This is a genomic window from Massilia sp. PWRC2, from assembly GCF_049896725.1.
Lineage (GTDB): Bacteria > Pseudomonadota > Gammaproteobacteria > Burkholderiales > Burkholderiaceae_D > JAFCUW01.
The window spans coordinates 132511-148690 of record NZ_JAFCUW010000002.1 but is presented as its reverse complement, the minus strand read 5'-3'; the positions used below and the strand labels follow the sequence as shown (position 1 = coordinate 148690).

Sequence of the window (16180 nt, the reverse complement as noted above, 5' to 3'; positions counted from 1 at the left end):
TTGAAGAAATGAAATAGACGGTATCGAGCGCCCTTATTGCGCCGTCACGTTATTGTAATGCGGCGCGTACTTGCGGTAGCAAACGTGCCTTGCGTGCCGCGCGCATGCGCACGCCATTGCCGATCCGTTGCGCTTCGACCAGGGCAGCGGCGCCAAAGTGCTCGCTGACATAAGCCTCCATGCGCGCGGCGTCGCCCGCATCGGCAGACGGGGCGACGATGTCAGCAAACGCCCGGCCGCGGCCGATCGCATCCTGGTCTTGCATCAGGCGCTCGCGGTTGGCGACCGCAAAGTCCCAGGCCTGGGCGAGGTGCGCGTTGGCGGCGACGGCGACAACGACGGGCATTGCTGCTTGTACGGACAACTGCGGCGACAACTGCGGCGACAACTGCGGCGACAGCGCCAGTTGCAGCACCCGCGCCGCCTGGCGCGGATCGGCCACCTGCACCAGGGCGCGCGTCAAGCGCTTGCGCTCGGCGTCGCTGGAGCTTGCCTGCAGGCGCGCGATCAGCAGGTCGACGGTGGCGCCATTGGCATCGTGGCCGGCCGCGCTGAGTACGACGTCGAGCATCGATGGACTGACGCTGGCCGGCCGCCGCACGTAGCGCTCAAACCGCAGCTGCGCTTCGGCCATCGCGGCGGGGTCGCCGGCGCGCACCAGCATGGCAGCGAGCTGCGCGCGCAATGCGCGCTCATCGACCGGTTCGCCGTTGCGTTCTTCCCAGCCCAGGCTGGCAAATTTTGCTTGTAGTAGCTTGATGATGAAGCGGCGGATGAGCGCCTGTTCGGGGGTGCCAGCGGCCAGCGCGTCGAGGCTGCCCAGATTGGCGAGGATGGCGCCCCAGACGGCGCCACGGTTTTCCTTGGCATACTGACCGACCAAGGTGAGGTACGATGCCAGTGGCAAACGCCCGGCCAGCACCATCGCCCAGGCATCGGCCTGCAACTTCAGGCGGGTGGCGTCGGGCAGCCGGGTGACCTGGCGTGCCAGCGCATCGAACGAGGCGGGGTCGTAGTGCACGCGAAACAGGCCGACGGCGTCGGCGTCGACCACCAGCACGCCATCGCAGCTCTGGCTGACGGTGGCGCTGGCGCTCGATAACAACACGGTGCTGGCCTTGCCATCGACTTTGCCGACCTGCACCGGCACGCGCCACAGCATGCCGTCGGCGGCCGGCTCGTCAAGACGAAACGGCTGCTGGCGCAGGGTCACTTCACGCTTGCCATCCTTGCACTGCTGACTCACTTGAATGACGGGAAAGCCGGCCTGGGTGGTCCAGTCGGACGCCAGTTGTTGCAGCGGTTTGCCGGCGGCCGCTTCGAGTGCGGCCCACAGCTCGTTACTGGTGGTGTTCGAATACTTGTGGCGCGCCAGATACGCGCGGATGCCAGCGCGAAATGGCGCCTCGCCCAGATAGGCTTCTAGCATGCGCAGCAAGGCCTGCCCCTTGTCGTCAGCGATGGCATCGACGGCATCGCTGGCCTGGGCTTCGGTGGCGATGGCGCTGTGGATCGGACGGCTGGTCGTTCCGGCATCGAGGTCCAGCATCTGTTCCCGGCTGAGCTGGGCATCGAGTGCGGACCGCCACTCGGGGTGAAAGTGCTCGCTTGCCTTGACTGCCATCCAGCCGGCGAAGGCTTCGTTGAGCCACCGGTTGTCCCACCAGGCCATGCTCACCAGGTCGCCGAACCACTGGTGCGCCACCTGGTGGGCGTTGACGGCAAAGCGCAGCTGGCGGACGGCGTCGGGACTGCTGAGCGCATCGACCAGCAGGGCCGATTCGTTGTAGACGACGGCGCCCCAGTTTTCCGTGGCGCCCTGCAAGCCGCCGGGTATGGCAATCTGGTCGAGCTTGGCCAGCGGATACGCTACGCCAAAGTAGTCGCTGTAATACTGCAGGACGTCGGCCGTCACCGCCAGCGGGTAGGCGGCGGCGCCCAGTTTGCCCTCGGTGGTGACGATGCCGATATCGACCCCATCCTGCTTGCCCGACAGGCGCTCGAGTTCGCCCGCCACCAGCACCAGCAGGTAGCTGGGCATCTTCGGGGTGATGGCGAACGAGCTGCGTTGCAGGCCCGATTCGAGGCGTTCCTGCTTGTCGATGGGAGTGTTCGAATACGCCTTGAAGGTCGCTGGCAAATCGACGGTCAGTTTAAACGTGGCGCGAAACGCCGGCTCATCCCAGTTCGGCAGCAGGCGGCGGGCGGCGGGCGCTGCCAAGGCCGTCGCCAGCAGGATTTTTTCGCGCGCAGCGACTTGATATGTCACTTGAAACATGCCACGCGCTGCGCGATTGATCAGGCCGCGAAACTTCAGCGCCAGCGCGTAGCGTCCAGGCGCCAGCGGCTTGTCGAGGTGAAAGCTGAGGGTTTGTTGCTGGGCATCGAGCAGCGGCGTGAGCTTGACTTCGCCGATCTGGCGGCCGGCCAGGGTGGCGCTATCGATGTCGAGGTCGACGGCGTTCAGCACGATGATCGAGGTCGCCGCCAGGACGTCGATGGCCACCGTTTCGGCGCCCAGAAAGGTGTGGTCCTTCAAATTCGGCGTCAAATGGACGGCGTACTGGACCGGCACCACTTCTTTTGGCAGCGTGCCCGGCGTTGTGGCGAAATTGAACGGTGCCTCGGCACGCGCCGCCAGCGCAGCGCATGCCAGCACGGCCACGCTCATCATTCGGTGGAACATTCTCATACGGGTCTCGGGTATGGTTGCTGGGCGCGGTCACCATTGTGGCGACATAACCCAGCCAGCACTGTAGCGCCGCGCCGGGCAGAGTTCGGGGCCGACGCGATGGAATGCGAATAATGAGGGCAAAACGTCAATAAAAGGGCATGAACGCGATATCGCCACGCTAATTATGCAAATTGGAAATATTTTGCCCGTTTATAGCACCGTCCTCGCACCTTCGTAACAAATTGAAAGAAATTGGATTTTTTATCGTCGCCACCCTAAAGTTTGGCCGGAACGGGCCGTTATGGAGAGACACGCGGCAATCCGATTGAACAGACAGTGGTGCGACCATGACTTCGAACGACGTAGTAAGCATGTATGAACAACTTGCTGGCTTGAGCGCCCAGATGTGCCTGGCCGCGCAGGCTGGTGACTGGACGTCGCTGGCCGCCCTCGAGCGCCAGTGCGCCAGCCATCAGCAAGCCGTGCAGGCGGGTGTGCCGCCGCTGACGGGCGAAGCGCGCAGCCGCAAGATCGCCCTGCTCAAGCAGATCATGGCCAACGACCGCGCCATCCGTGATGTCACGGAATCCTGGATTAACCATGCGATCCCCGGCGTCGTCCATTAAGGTGTCCCCGAAACACCGTGGCGGGCGGCGCCTAATCGCAATGATTCGGGTCTTCTAGCACATTAGTACGAATGTACGGTGAGTAAGGGGCCGGACACAGCGGACTCGCATAACAATTTTCAAAGTCGACTCAAGTACCTTCTCACGTCATCTGGCGTCGCCGCGCAACGATTTTGTCCCCGACAGACCGGGAGCTGCCCGTGGTCGCGCTTGGCGCCCCAGCGCCCTGCCGCTGACGGCCATCGACCGCGTCGGTGATTCGCTCTCCCTTCCGCAGCAGTCCCCGCGGCCGCTCCATGCGACTACCCCAAGGTCCGCCTTCGGTTCATCACAAGTGCACGGCTTTACCGCAACGACCTGAAACCTCCGCATCCCGACGTTGCATGGATCGCCGGCAACGTCATAAGCTCGCGCGGCCTACGTTGATGGAGCACAGGCGCGATGACCGTCGTGCCAGCTGTTGGTTGAGAGCCGCTAAATTCTTCACTGCAATTTCTTGCAGGATTTTGACTGATCGCAAAAAATTTTTTTGCAGAACAAGAATGCATCAAGCTGTCGTTCGACGGGAATAGCATAATTTTTTTACGACCAGGCTGGACATCAATGCAGCACGTTGAATTATTGCTTCCCGAAAATGGTCGGCGCAACTTTCATAAAAGATATTTACTTCAGGCGGCCCTGACACACCGTAGCAGGTAGGGGGCTCTTGCATTAATCAACGGAACTGTACGAATGTGCGGTGAGTAACGTAGATACGATGGCAAAGTGCGCAGCACCTTGTTCAAGGTCGCCTTGAACGCATCACGAAGTAAGGGGGGAAATTCCCCAGCGCCGCTGTCGCGGCACCTTCCCGTTCGTGCACGCTGGAGCGCGCGCCACTTGTCGGGGCCAGCTGTTAAAAACTGCGGAGGACACATGGAAATTTGGATGACTTCAAGCACCGAAAGCGTCGAATTTGCGGCCACGTTCGCCTTGGCGAAAGCGCGCATGGAACCGATATTCAATCAGCGCTTTGGCGAACTGGCGTATGGCAGCGGCCTGGTTGAACTACAGTATTGCGCGCGGCATCACGCCTTACCCCATGAAATTGTCGGCGAGACCAAAAAATACGCGAAAGCCTCGCACACCGCGCATATCTATGCAAATCTGGAAGTGCCTGCCAACTGCTCCGTCAAGGAAATGATTACATCGGTCGCTACCTCACTTGCAAGCCATATCGTGAACTTGCGAAAATTTAAGATTAGCAACTTCGACATTGATAGATTCTGCGCAGACTATGCCAATTTTGCAATGCGCGAAAGCTGGACCGTGCCCTTGGGATTTCCTGCGGTGTTGCCGGCCACGCCTTGTCAGCCACAGTGGGCAAAAGCCCATGAGATGGCGCACCGTCGATCACAGGAAAGTGCACAGCGCCGCCGTGCCGGTGACCAGCCAGCTTTTGAAACTGCAATGCGCTGACTGCCGCTTCGGACAAAGGGCCACTCAAGGCACGCTCGAATAACCGTCACGAGCGTCCTGCTGTCGCATTGGTAGCGCGATTTTGATCAGCTAAGGTATTTCAGGGAGATGGGATAGGCGCCCACATTTCCGACTTTTCAAGGTCGCATCAACCAGCGCAAGTAGGCTGTCCTCGCCCGCGTAGGAGCGATGCGACACTACCGTCGAGCACTGCGCGCAGCTGCTCGCGGTCGTGTAATTCAACCAGCCTACCGCTGATGGATACCCCGTGCTGCGTGTTAAATCGCGCAATCAAGCGGCTCACCGTTTCGACGGTAGTCCCAAGATAACTGCCGATATCGCTACGTGTCATGCTCAACCGGAATGATCGGCTCGAGTAACCTCGCCGCTCATATTTATTACTCAGATCAAGCAAGAAGCCAGCAAAACGCTCATCCAGGCTTGCCATGGAAAGTAAACACGACCTTTCGTAATTATTTGCTAACGCTCCGCTCATGATTTTAAGAAATTGCTCACCCAACTGTGGTGCGCTCGCCATCGCCTGCCTAACATTCCGATAAGATATTTCGCAAACCTCGCTGTCTTCCAGGGCCATCACCCGAGCCACATGCACGCCTGCAGCAATCGCCTCCATGCCGATAATGTCACCCGGCATATAGAATTTCACTACATGTAAAGTACCGCCGGGATCGCGGCTTAAGACCTTGAATTGACCTGAACGGACAACGTAGAGCATGTCAAATCTATCGTTCTCTCTACACAGCACTGCGTTACGTTCGACACGTCGCTTTCCGGTTAGCACCGTGTCGAGGATCTCGGCATCACCGGTATGAAACAGCATCGGCAAGCAGCTCTTGGCGGCACCACACAATGCACAATGTACCGCGCCTTGATCTACTGACTCAGCGGAAAAACTGCCTGCTGTGTTGCCATGTTTGACGTCTTTACGCATCATCGCTGTCCTCCCAGCCATCATTGTTTTTCTCGTTGACCATCACCGAACTGATCAGACCTTGCTCCATCGCATAGCGGGCAAGTTGCGCGTTGCTATGGATGTTCAATTTCTCAAACAGGCGGGTACGGTGAGTCGAAATAGTCTTTGGACTTCGATGTAAATGGGCAGCAATGTCACCTGTGCTATCGCCCGCGACGATTCGCATCATCACTTCGAATTCTCGTCCTGTCAGCACCGTATGGCCTTTTTTCGAATGGCCCTGTACTTGCCTGAACAATAATTCGCTCAGAAATTCACTGAAGTGTTTGCCACCATCGGCGACCTTGCGTACTGCACTGACCAGGTCAGGCAAGGACGCGCCTTTGCTCAGATAGCCGTCTGCCCCCGCCCGCAAAGAGCGCAACGCATATAGTTCTTCCCCGTAGGCGCTGATGACAAGGACGCCAATGTGTGGCATAAGACGTTTGATGCGGGCCAACAGGGTCAGCCCGTTTTCATCTGGCAAGTCAATATCGACCAGTGCAACATTGATCATGCGACAGTCCAGTTCAGCCATTGCCGCATTTGCGCTCAGCGCCTGCCCCACAACAATAATGTCATCAGCGGTACCGAGCATTTGACGAAGTCCGGTAATCACCAGCGGATGATCGTCAACCAGCAGCACCCGAATTGGTTCAGCGCGCATATGCATACTCGTACGGAAATTCAAGTGACAGACAAATGCCCTGACCAGCGGGAATACTGACCGTCAAGCTCGCACCGAGCGCAGTCGCCTGTTCGCGCATGCTGACCAAGCCGAGTGAGTTCAAGCCATCGAGTTCTTCCACTGGAGCACCAACACCATTGTCTTGGGCTACGGACACCACAGTGCCGTTACATTGATAAATTCGTAGCGTCAAACAACTCCCCCCGGAGTGTTTCTCCGCATTAATCATTGCTTCACTCAGAACACGGTACACAAGGCGTTCAAATTCGTCGAGGAGAATAGGTCCCTCAAGACTGGCATCGGTATAGAACGTCACCGCCAAACCACTGCGTCTTGCCAGGCTTTTCGCCTGCCACTCGAGTGCCGCCCATACACCCATTTTCTCAAGCAAAACAGGGCGCAAATCAACGCCGATCTTTCGAATTGTGGCAAACGCACAATCGGCAAGCACCGCAGCATCCTCCAGCAAATCACTGGCGACGAGGCCGAGCTGCGTCTGTCGTGCAATAGCGACACAAATGCACGCCTTGATGGCGGTTAGCACGGCGCCAAGGTCATCATGGATTTGCTGAGCCAACTGACGGCGCTCGCAGGAAAGAAAACCTTGCCGCGCGACATCCTGCCGGCGCCTGCTGGCAGTGCGGCGCCGCGACTTCAGGTAACCATCGTCCCCAAGCACAGAGACAGATATTCGATCGAAGCGAGCGTTCGACGAAGAAGTGCGCGTCGCCGATTCGCCGGCAGTAAGTTGGCTATTATTTTTCATGGCGCCACTTCAATCGAACAAAAAAGACCCAATCGCGGAGTCACGCAGCGGCGCAGAGATGCACACTGCGGGCGAACCGATTGGCTCCTGGCAAGCCGCCGCCATCCCGCATGCCTCGCCAGCCACCACCAGCCGACGACCGCCCAAGCGCTTTGCCTCATACATTGCGGCGTCGGCTCGTTCGATCAAGCGATCGACGCCGCAGCCATGGTCGGGACAAAATGCCAAACCAAGGCTGGCGCTGATTCTATGGACATTTGCTTGAATGGAAAAAGGCCGCGCCAATTGTTCAAGCAATTTATTGGCAATATCGAGGGCGACACTACGGTACCCTAATAAAGGAAGCACCACGACGAACTCGTCGCCACCGAAGCGGCCCACCGTATCGGTGCTGCGTACCACGCCTTGCAGCCGCAAGCCGACTGCCTGCAGCAGCGAGTCGCCGGTCAAGTGACCAAAATGGTCGTTGACCAACTTAAAATCGTCGAGATCGATAAAAATCACGGCTAGCAGACTTCGAGTCGGCATCGTTTTTTGTAATCCTGATTGCAAGGATTCGAAGATCCCCGTTCGACCAGGCAAGCCCGTGAGCGGATCTTGGCTGGCACGGAGCCGCTCAAGTTGCAAAACATGATCCGCTTCAGTACGGTCGTGTAGCACGCAGACCCAATGGCTGATGACGCCATTCATATCGCGGATCACGGTAATAACCTGATCTGCGCGAAAAACTGATCCATCAGCGCACCGCACATTGACATCCAGAGTTGATTTGTCCTGGACGGCTTCGCTAAGTGCACAATAGACATCCCTGCACAATGTTTCTGATCCGCGCTGGAAAATAAGGGAATTTACAGAAACGCCGCTGACCTGGTCGTACATAAATGCAGTCAGCTTTTCAAAATCACGATTCACCCAAGCAATATTTTTATTCTTATCAATAATCAATACTGGATCCGCAAGGAATTCAATGGCCTTTTCCAGCAATGGACTAAAGAAAATATGACTCAACCGCGCTTTTAAAGACTTATCGAAATATCTCATAACATCTCCGTTTTTTAAAGCAGAGTGGCAGATGAGCGAAATTTACATTAGGGAATTTTCTAAAATAAATTCTGATAAAATTATTTAAATAAGAAATATAGGATTTTACATTTAACAAATCATCTGACAGTTTTATTTTAAACATAAATATTGTAAAATGTAAACTTAATTGTTTCTCGTTTTTTCTTCGAAATCTGCTAGTCCTTCTATGCCGGAGAAATTTTCTACTGTCAAATGTGAGGGTGACCAGATTAACCCGATCTACTAACTCTTACGACATAAAAAAATAGACTTCAATCAAAAAAACATCACTTCATTATGCCAATCGCATCATTCGGCACCTAGCTCAACATTCTTTGAATAAAAAAAATCACGTAACTTTTCGGTTAAGTTACTTTATTGTTAATAATATTTACATCTCTGACACTATAAAACCCAGTTAATTTCTTTTTAGAAAATAAAATTATTATATGTTATTCTATATTTCTGTTAAAAAAATACACCAAATCAAAAATAAATGATTGACCATTACATTGAGGTGCATCAAATAAAGCGTGACGCGAAGCGACGTTTTTTAATCAGAAAATTCAAACATGGCGCCGATCAAAAAATATATAAAATAATTTGGGGTATCTCTACTTGGTCATTTTTCCAACATATAAATTCGATCTGACTGTCACCAAGGCGAAACGCAAGCGGGAGGCTGCAATGAACGATTGCATGGATGATCTTGTGCTCGTAGAGAAAACACTCGAAGGCGATCTTGAGAGCTTTTCCCAACTGGTAGAAAAATATGAAGGACGAATCTATCGATTGGCGTTCGGCGTGCTCAAGCAACGCGAGGATGCCGAAGACATCGCGCAAGAGACCTTTATCCATGCCTTCAGGGCCCTGGCAACTTTTCGCCGCGAGGCCGCCTTCTACACATGGCTGTATCGTATCGCCCTAAATCGCGCGCTAAACCGCCGTAGCCACCACTGGTTGGTCAAAGCGCATTTTTCAACTGAACGGGACAACGCAGCTGGCATCCTCGCGGCGACGGAGCGGATCTGCCCACGCCCGCCGCCACCATTGGCGCTGGAGTATAAGCAAGCACTGCAGACGGTTGAGAGAATATTGGCGGAAATGCCTGAGAAATTTGCCGACGCCCTGATATTGCGGGTGATGGAAGGGCTCAGCTATGCGGAAATTTCAAGCCTGCGAACGATGTCTGTGAATACTGTACGCACCAGAATTTACAGGGCACGCCAATTCATATCGCGTCGCATGAAAGAATGGCCCAGCCAACACGGGGCGGCGGACTGCCTGCCTAAATAGGTCGGTGACAACAAACAACGTCGACGGGCGCCGATTCAATGGAAGTGCAGCGCAAGTCACCTTCAACGCATGAAGGACCGTTGATGCCGCCAGGCGCCATCGAACCCGTCTCTTGCACTGCTGACGCGCGGAAAGCCTGGGAAAATATTCAAACGTGGCGTTGATGCTGGCTCGGGATTGTCGCATTCGCCGCGATGGCGGACGCAATCCGAATTCTGGAGACCGAGCGCCAGGTATCTCCTGGCGTCGTCTCTGGCCGGTTGCATCCGGCGCCCCGCAGCACATGGCCGGCTGTGGGACTGCTTCCACGACAGGCGTTTCCTCAACGGTTGTCTGTGACTCGCGCCACCTATCGTTGGTGACTGCGCAGACCCGTGTCGCGTGATGAAATAAAGTATAGCGGAAAAAACAATCTTGTGTAGACAAATTCTGCCGTACCGAATCGGCGGGCCAGATTAGCCCGCCGGCGCGGTATTGGCCACTTCGGTACCGGCGACCACTTCGGCGGCGGCGCGGCGCGGCATCAGGCGACTTTTTAATTTGGCAATGAAATTGGGCATGCGCACTGCCGCCGATGCGGCCGCCGGCGTCTCGGCGGCGCGGCGGCGCCTGGCCTTGGCGCGCTGGCGCAGCAGCACAACGACCAGTCCGGCGATCAGGCTGAGGATGATGGCGGCGACAATGGCGATCACCAGCCATGGCTTGCTGGTCGTTTCGACTGCTTTACTGCCCATCGGCACCAGTTTGGGTGGCAGCGGCTTGGGCGGTGCCGCCTTCGCCACCGCTGCGAGCGGCGTTATCACCACTGTCGGCAATGTCGTTCCTTGCAGGGCCACGCTGAGCTGCTTGACCTTGTCTTCCAGTTCGCTCAGGTGGGCCGTCAGGGCGGCATTGCTGGCGCCCAGCGCGGCGCAGCTGTCGCCGTCAGTGTCGGTCGCGTTGTTGCGCGCAGGACATGCGGCGCTTGCCGGCCGCGCCAACTGCAGCAGCCGGCGCCCGCTATCGGCGTGGGCAGCCAGTTGCAAGGGCCGCAGCGGCGGCGCCACGTGCGCGGGCGGCACGGTCGCTGCCACCGCTGCCACCGCTGGCGGCGGCATGGGCACAGCTGGAGCTATCACCAGCGCCGGTGGTGCGGGCGGCGGCGGCGGCGGATTCGGATCGGCGCTCAGCCACAGCGTCACCTGGCGCACGGATTTCTGGCCATTTTCCGTCAGGGTAAAGAAAATCGGCAGATGATCGGCGCGGATCGGCGTGGCCGCGCTGATATGCAGATAGCGGCGGCCCTCACGCCGGAAGGTGGTGACAATGGCATTGGCCAGCGCGGCCGGCATCTGCAGGCTGGCGGCGCGATACACCTCGGCGTCCGCCACGCCGGCCTGGATGGTGGCCGTGTCGCTGGACAGGCCGGTCAGTTCGATGTCCGCCGACAGCGGCTGGCCCATAAAGGAGCGCACCTGAGGCTCGCCCAGCTCGACGGCAGCGGCGTGGCCGCCGGCAGCGGCCAGCATCACCATGACAAGCGATAAACAATAGCGAAAATACATTAAGATGATCTTTGACGTCGGTAGGCGGACGGCAAACGCTGCCGCCCATAGTCGTTAACGCGCGTTGGAGTAAACTCTTTAGTTCCGCGCAAAATTAAAAGAAAGGATCATCGATGACACACCGGATCGAGAAGGACAGCTTTGGCCCCATCGAGGTGGCCGGCGCCAGCCTGTGGGGCGCGCAGACGGAACGTTCGCTGCACCACTTCCATATTTCCACCGAGCGCATGGCGCCCGAACTGATCGCCGCACTGGCCCAGGTCAAACGCGGCGCCGCCGCAGTGAACCGCTCGCTGGGCAAGCTCGACGACCGGCTGGCCGACGCCATCATCGCCGCCGCCGACGAAGTGCTCGCTGGCCAGCATGCCGACCAGTTCCCGCTGGCCGTCTGGCAGACCGGTTCCGGTACCCAGTCAAATATGAACATGAACGAGGTGCTGGCCAACCGCGCCTCGGAAATCCTCGGTGGTGAACGGGGCGAGGGGCGCCTGCTGCACCCCAACGATCATGTCAACATGGGGCAGTCGTCGAATGACATCTTTCCTACGGCCATGCACGTCGCCGCCGCCATTTCTCTGGTGCACGCGGTATTGCCGGCGCTGGCGCAATTGCGTGGCACGGTCGAGCAGAAATCGGGCGAGTTTGCCGACATCGTCAAGATCGGCCGCACCCACTTGCAGGACGCCACGCCACTGACGCTGGGGCAAGAGTTTTCCGGCTACGGCGCCCAGCTCGAGTACGCCGGTCACCTGTTGCAGCAAGCCTTGCACGGCGTGCTGCTGCTGGCCGCCGGCGGCACCGCGGTGGGCACGGGTTTGAACGCCCATCCCGAGTTCGCCGGCCGCATCGCCAACGAACTGGCGGCGCGCACCGGCATCGGCTTCATGACGGCGCCCAACAAATTTGCCGCCCTGGCTGGCCACGACGCACTGGTGGCGGCGCACGGCGCCCTCAAGACGCTGGCCACCGCCTTGATGAAAATGGCCAACGATGTGCGCTGGATGGCATCCGGGCCGCGCTCGGGCCTGGGCGAAATCAGTCTCCCGGAAAACGAGCCGGGCAGTTCCATCATGCCCGGCAAGGTCAACCCCACCCAGTGCGAAGCGCTGACCATGCTGTGCTGCCAGGTATTCGGCAACGATGTCGCCATCACCATCGGCGGCGCCTCGGGCAACTTTGAATTGAATGTGTTCAAGCCAATGATTGCCCACAACTTCCTGCAAAGCGCGCGCCTGCTGGCCGACGGCATGCTGTCGTTCGACCGCCATTGCGTGCAGGGCATCAGCGCCAACCGCGGCCGCATTGCCGAATTGATGGATCGCTCACTGATGCTGGTGACGGCGCTGACGCCGCACATCGGTTACGACCGCGCGGCGCAGATCGCCAAGCTGGCCCAGCACGAGGACTTGACCCTCAAGCAGGCCGCCCTGCAACTGGGTTTTGTAAGCGAACAACAGTTCGATGACTGGATTGTACCGATCGCCATGACCCGTCCAGGATAATGGTTTAATGTACAGCCATGTGTGCGTGGTTTAACGAAGATTAATATTTCAATAAGATACTATGCAATCACTTACATTCGAACTCAACGATGACTTTGTCGAAGTCAATCAGCTGCTCAAGCTGGTCGGCCTGGTCGACAGCGGCGGTGCCGGCAAGAATCTGGTGGCCAGCGGGGCCATCAATGTCGACGGCCAGACGGAACTGCGCAAGACCGCCAAGATCCGTGCTGGCCAGACGGTCAGCCTTGGCGATGTGCGCATCAGCGTGGTAGCGGCTGCCGAAGGCGGTTGAGGCTGCGATTTATCATGCTCGAGGTAAGTGGGACAGCGGGAGACCTTTCGGTTTGCGGCGTCACAACATCGCGCGGGCTTGCTTGCTCATATCATAAGACGTCACTAACCGGCCAAAGGGGATGCCATGAACGGGCCCAACGATAACGAGCCAAGCCAGCAACGGCTGATCGGCGACCTGCGCGTCGTGATCGAAAATGCGGAAGAATTACTCAAAAATACGGACCAGTACACCAGCAGACTGTACCAAAATGCGCGCGAAAAGCTGGCTCAGGCCTTGAACGCCGCCACCGAAGAACTGGCCCGTTTCGAAGACGCCCAGCTCGAGCGGATGATGGTAGCGACCCATGCGGCCAGCGTGCAGCATGCCGACAGCACCGGCGAAGCGCGCGTGCTGCGGGCGTTTCACTAACGCTCTATCCGCATTGATGAACGGCGCCCGCGTGGCGCCGTTTTTTTCGCCTTGGCCGCCAGCGCCGGCTAGCAAGTGGCGTGCTGGCGCTGCACCAGCAGTCCCAGCGAGAGCCATTGGGCCAGCGCGGCGCCGAGGTCGAAGCCGGCGTCGAGCGCCAGTGCGGCATCGATGGCAACGCCCATGGTTGTGCCCTGCTGCACGCTGCGCAGGGCCGCCAGACTGGCCAGCGTCAATGGCGTCAGGGTGGCCTGCCAGCGCGGCCGCGCCACCACCCACTGTTCAGAAGCGGCCATCGTTGACGGCCAGGGGCCGCCATGGTGGGCGTGCCACAAACTGGCCAGCGGCCAGGGCGCGGCCATCAGCGTGACCGCCGGTGCCAGAACAAAGCGGGCGTCATCGAAGCGTTGCGGGGTCCAGCCGGCCAGGTCGAGCGCGCTGACGGCGACGGCATCGTCGGCAAAATACGCGCAATGCAGCGCCCATTCGAGGCGGCCCATGTCGGCCAGGTAGGGATAGTCGGCCGCCGGTGCAAAATTGGCCAAAAAATCAGGAAAGGCGGCGCCGAAGGCATTCAGGTCGGCCTCGCGCGGCGGCTGCGCCAGTCCGAAGGCCGCGCTGGCGCCGGCGAAAAATTCGTCGCCCACTAGTTGCTGCAGCACGGGAAAGGCTGCCGCCAGGGTCTTGTGCCATGTACCGCGCTGCTGCCCCCGGTACATGGCGAGCCGCTGGCTCACTTGTGAACCGGCAAAGCTGCTGATGTCGGCGGCGGCCGCATCGCGCAGGGCGGCAGCAAACTGGCGCTGGCTGGCGGCCAACCCGGTGCTGGTCGACGGCCATGCAGGTGCAGCGGCATCGGTACGCCATGTCGAGACTGGTCGAGCGTCAGTCAGCGTGGCCGCCAGCGCCCGCGCCTTGTCCGCTTCAGCGAGCAGCACGGACAAGGCAGGGATATCGGTGTCCCACTCGATCAGGGTCGGGGTCGGGCCGAACGCGCGCAGGGCCGCCCCGTACAGTTCCCAGACGGCGGCGCACACCGGGGCGCCATGATGATCGACCAGCGCCACCGGCGTGACCAGGTGGCCAGCCAGGTGGATCTCCGCCACCGCGCCCGGCGCCAGCCTGGCCAGGGTGGCGATGGCAGACAAGGCGTCTTCGCCATGGTTGCACTGGTTGACGTACAGATTATTCAGGTCGAGCAGCACGCCGCAGCCCGTGCGGCGCGCCAGCTCGGCGAGAAACTGCGCCTCGCTCATCGCATCGGCGTGATACCGCACGTAGGTCGAGACGTTTTCCAGCAGGATGGTGCGGCCGAGCGCCTGCTGCACCTGATCGATGCGGCAGACCAACAGGTCAAAGGCGCTGCGCGCCAGGGGCAGCGGCAGCAAGTCGCACAGCTGTTGTTCGGCCAGTGCGCTCCAGCTCAAGTGTTCGGAAATGAGGACCGGTTCGATGCGCCCGGCCAGCCGGCGCAGCCGTTCCAGATGAGCGCTGGAAAAGCCGTGTACTGAACCGAGGCCCAGACCGACGCCGTGCAAGCTGACAGGATAGTCGCGCCGCAGCCGTTGCAGCACATGGCCATCCCAGCCGGACAGGTGCAGATAATTTTCAGCGTGAACTTCGAGCCAGTCGACCGCCCGCTGCGGCGCCTGCAGGAACTCGCGGTAGTGCGGCGCGCGCAGGCCGACACCGACGCCGCCCGCAAACATCGGCTTCGGCATCGACGGCTGCCAGCGTTGCCGACTTATTTGGCGCCGTCGCCCATCACCGGGCCGCCCTTGGCGCTGGCCAGCTTGCCGCCTGCTTTCAGGCAGCTGCCCTTGACCACATACTTCCACTCGTGAACGCTGTTGTCGGTCTTGGCCATGCCGGCGCAGCCATGCGAGCCGTCGGCGGCGGCGCAATCGTTTTGACCGGCCTTGGCAACGCCAAAGCACTGTTCATTGTCGATTTTTTTCTCATCGGCAGCGGCAGCGGTGCACACGCTGGCGAGGGCGGCAGCGAGAAGAAGATGGCGTTGGTTCATGGCAGACTCCTGATCAAGATGACGCAATTTTACACTGACGCCGCTCACCTGCCGTACCCGATCAGCGCGCTGGCCGCCCGCCGTCGGGCGCCCTGCCTGCCTGCTGTATGACTCAGGCTTTGGTATTGATGGTGTTACCCAGGTGCGCAGGCAAATTTTGCACCGACGGCGCCGCCTGCACGGCATCGAGCAGCTGGGTGGCGGTCGACGCGGCGATGTCCTGCGATTTCTTCAGCATGGCCAGGCCGATTTCCTGGGCATTGCCGGTTTCGGCGATGCTCGTTGACAGTTTTGCAATTCCGGTGATATCCATGGCAGTCTCCAGTGGTGGACTTCTGCACTGTTAACGACGATCGTCGCCAGAACTTTAGGCGAGCCGTGCATTCAACCAGGCTAGTACCGTGTGCGGATCGTTGAGGTCGAGCCAGACCAGCGCCGGCCCGGCATCGGCCGGCCGCGGCGCATCCGACGCCACCGCCACGATATGGCTGTCGTTGACGTACAGGGCCGGCTTGCCGAGCGCCGGACGGAACACTTCGAGCTTGTCGATCGGCTCCCATTTATAGCCTTCCACCACGGTCAGGTCGGCCGGCGCCAGCCGCGCCACATGTTCCATTAGCGACGGTTCAGGCGTCCCGCGCAGTTCGCGCATGACCGCCAGCCGGAACGGCGAAGCGAGCATGACCTCGGCAGCGCCGGCCATGCGCAGGCGCGCGCTGTCCTTGTGCGGCGGCTCGAGCAGGACGTCGTGGTGACTGTGCTTGATGACGTTGATGCGCAGCCCGCGCGCGGCCAGCGCCGCCACCAGGTATTCGAGCAGCGTGGTCTTGCCGCTGCCGGACCAGCCAACCACGCCCAGGAT

Annotated in this window: 16 protein-coding genes; 6 read left to right on the top strand and 10 right to left on the bottom strand. The window is 59.3% G+C overall.

All coding sequences use genetic code 11. The annotated features are described in order from the left end of the window. Positions 1-49 precede the first annotated feature (49 nt). Entirely contained in the window at positions 50-2692 is a 2643-nt protein-coding gene (locus tag ACP7BZ_RS05415; protein ID WP_426110828.1) for a M1 family metallopeptidase, read from the bottom strand. Positions 2693-3021: 329 nt separating this feature from the next. Here ACP7BZ_RS05415 and ACP7BZ_RS05410 point away from each other — a divergent pair, with 329 nt between their 5' ends. Beyond that, positions 3022-3300, top strand: coding sequence for a flagellar protein FliT (locus ACP7BZ_RS05410; protein WP_426110826.1), 279 nt, complete (start codon positions 3022-3024; stop codon positions 3298-3300). 915 nt (positions 3301-4215) lie between these two features. Then, entirely contained in the window at positions 4216-4758 is a 543-nt protein-coding gene (locus ACP7BZ_RS05405) for a hypothetical protein (protein ID WP_426110824.1), read from the top strand. 148 nt (positions 4759-4906) lie between these two features. Here the strand turns inward: ACP7BZ_RS05405 and ACP7BZ_RS05400 are convergent, their stop codons facing one another. Genes ACP7BZ_RS05400 through ACP7BZ_RS05385 form a run of 4 tightly spaced genes read right to left on the bottom strand, consistent with a single transcriptional unit; the run spans position 4907 to position 8226 of the window. After that, positions 4907-5713, bottom strand: coding sequence for a cyclic nucleotide-binding domain-containing protein (locus ACP7BZ_RS05400; protein WP_426110822.1), 807 nt, complete (start codon positions 5711-5713; stop codon positions 4907-4909). Further along, complete coding sequence (locus ACP7BZ_RS05395; protein WP_426110820.1) at positions 5703-6398, bottom strand: response regulator; 696 nt, start codon at positions 6396-6398, stop codon at positions 5703-5705. Before ACP7BZ_RS05395 ends, ACP7BZ_RS05400 begins: the two co-directional genes overlap by 11 nt. Next, positions 6388-7185, bottom strand: coding sequence for a sensor histidine kinase (locus tag ACP7BZ_RS05390; RefSeq protein ID WP_426110818.1), 798 nt, complete (start codon positions 7183-7185; stop codon positions 6388-6390). The genes ACP7BZ_RS05395 and ACP7BZ_RS05390 overlap by 11 nt, the downstream gene beginning before the upstream one ends. A 9-nt stretch (positions 7186-7194) precedes the next feature. Beyond that, on the bottom strand, positions 7195-8226 hold the full coding sequence (locus ACP7BZ_RS05385; RefSeq protein ID WP_426110816.1) for a diguanylate cyclase domain-containing protein: 1032 nt from the start codon (positions 8224-8226) through the stop codon (positions 7195-7197). A gap of 708 nt (positions 8227-8934) precedes the next feature. Here ACP7BZ_RS05385 and ACP7BZ_RS05380 point away from each other — a divergent pair. Continuing rightward, positions 8935-9543 (top strand): RNA polymerase sigma factor, encoded by a 609-nt coding sequence (locus ACP7BZ_RS05380; RefSeq protein WP_426110814.1) that lies wholly within the window; start codon positions 8935-8937, stop codon positions 9541-9543. 455 nt (positions 9544-9998) lie between these two features. Here ACP7BZ_RS05380 and ACP7BZ_RS05375 read toward each other — a convergent pair whose 3' ends face one another. Next, entirely contained in the window at positions 9999-11057 is a 1059-nt protein-coding gene (locus tag ACP7BZ_RS05375) for a hypothetical protein (protein ID WP_426110812.1), read from the bottom strand. 143 nt (positions 11058-11200) lie between these two features. Between ACP7BZ_RS05375 and fumC the strand changes: the two genes are divergently transcribed. The 3 genes from fumC to ACP7BZ_RS05360 all read left to right on the top strand — a co-directional run bounded on the left by fumC (position 11201) and on the right by ACP7BZ_RS05360 (position 13292). Then, positions 11201-12589, top strand: a complete 1389-nt coding sequence (gene fumC, locus ACP7BZ_RS05370; RefSeq protein ID WP_426110810.1) for a class II fumarate hydratase — start codon at positions 11201-11203, stop codon at positions 12587-12589. A gap of 61 nt (positions 12590-12650) precedes the next feature. Continuing rightward, complete coding sequence (locus tag ACP7BZ_RS05365; protein ID WP_426110808.1) at positions 12651-12881, top strand: RNA-binding S4 domain-containing protein; 231 nt, start codon at positions 12651-12653, stop codon at positions 12879-12881. A gap of 126 nt (positions 12882-13007) precedes the next feature. Then, the gene (locus ACP7BZ_RS05360; protein ID WP_426110806.1) at positions 13008-13292 is read left to right on the top strand and encodes a DUF883 family protein; all 285 of its coding nucleotides are present in this window, start codon (positions 13008-13010) and stop codon (positions 13290-13292) included. A 68-nt stretch (positions 13293-13360) separates the two neighbouring features. On the opposite strand, the gene ACP7BZ_RS05355 is transcribed toward ACP7BZ_RS05360, so the two are convergent. The 4 genes from ACP7BZ_RS05355 to mobB all read right to left on the bottom strand — a co-directional run bounded on the left by ACP7BZ_RS05355 (position 13361) and on the right by mobB (position 16180). Continuing rightward, complete coding sequence (locus ACP7BZ_RS05355) at positions 13361-15013, bottom strand: DUF692 family multinuclear iron-containing protein (RefSeq protein WP_426110804.1); 1653 nt, start codon at positions 15011-15013, stop codon at positions 13361-13363. A gap of 23 nt (positions 15014-15036) precedes the next feature. After that, positions 15037-15318, bottom strand: a complete 282-nt coding sequence (locus ACP7BZ_RS05350) for a DUF2282 domain-containing protein (protein ID WP_426110802.1) — start codon at positions 15316-15318, stop codon at positions 15037-15039. Positions 15319-15430: 112 nt separating this feature from the next. Continuing rightward, complete coding sequence (locus tag ACP7BZ_RS05345) at positions 15431-15631, bottom strand: YjfB family protein (protein ID WP_426110800.1); 201 nt, start codon at positions 15629-15631, stop codon at positions 15431-15433. A gap of 54 nt (positions 15632-15685) precedes the next feature. After that, complete coding sequence (gene mobB, locus ACP7BZ_RS05340; RefSeq protein WP_426111664.1) at positions 15686-16180, bottom strand: molybdopterin-guanine dinucleotide biosynthesis protein B; 495 nt, start codon at positions 16178-16180, stop codon at positions 15686-15688.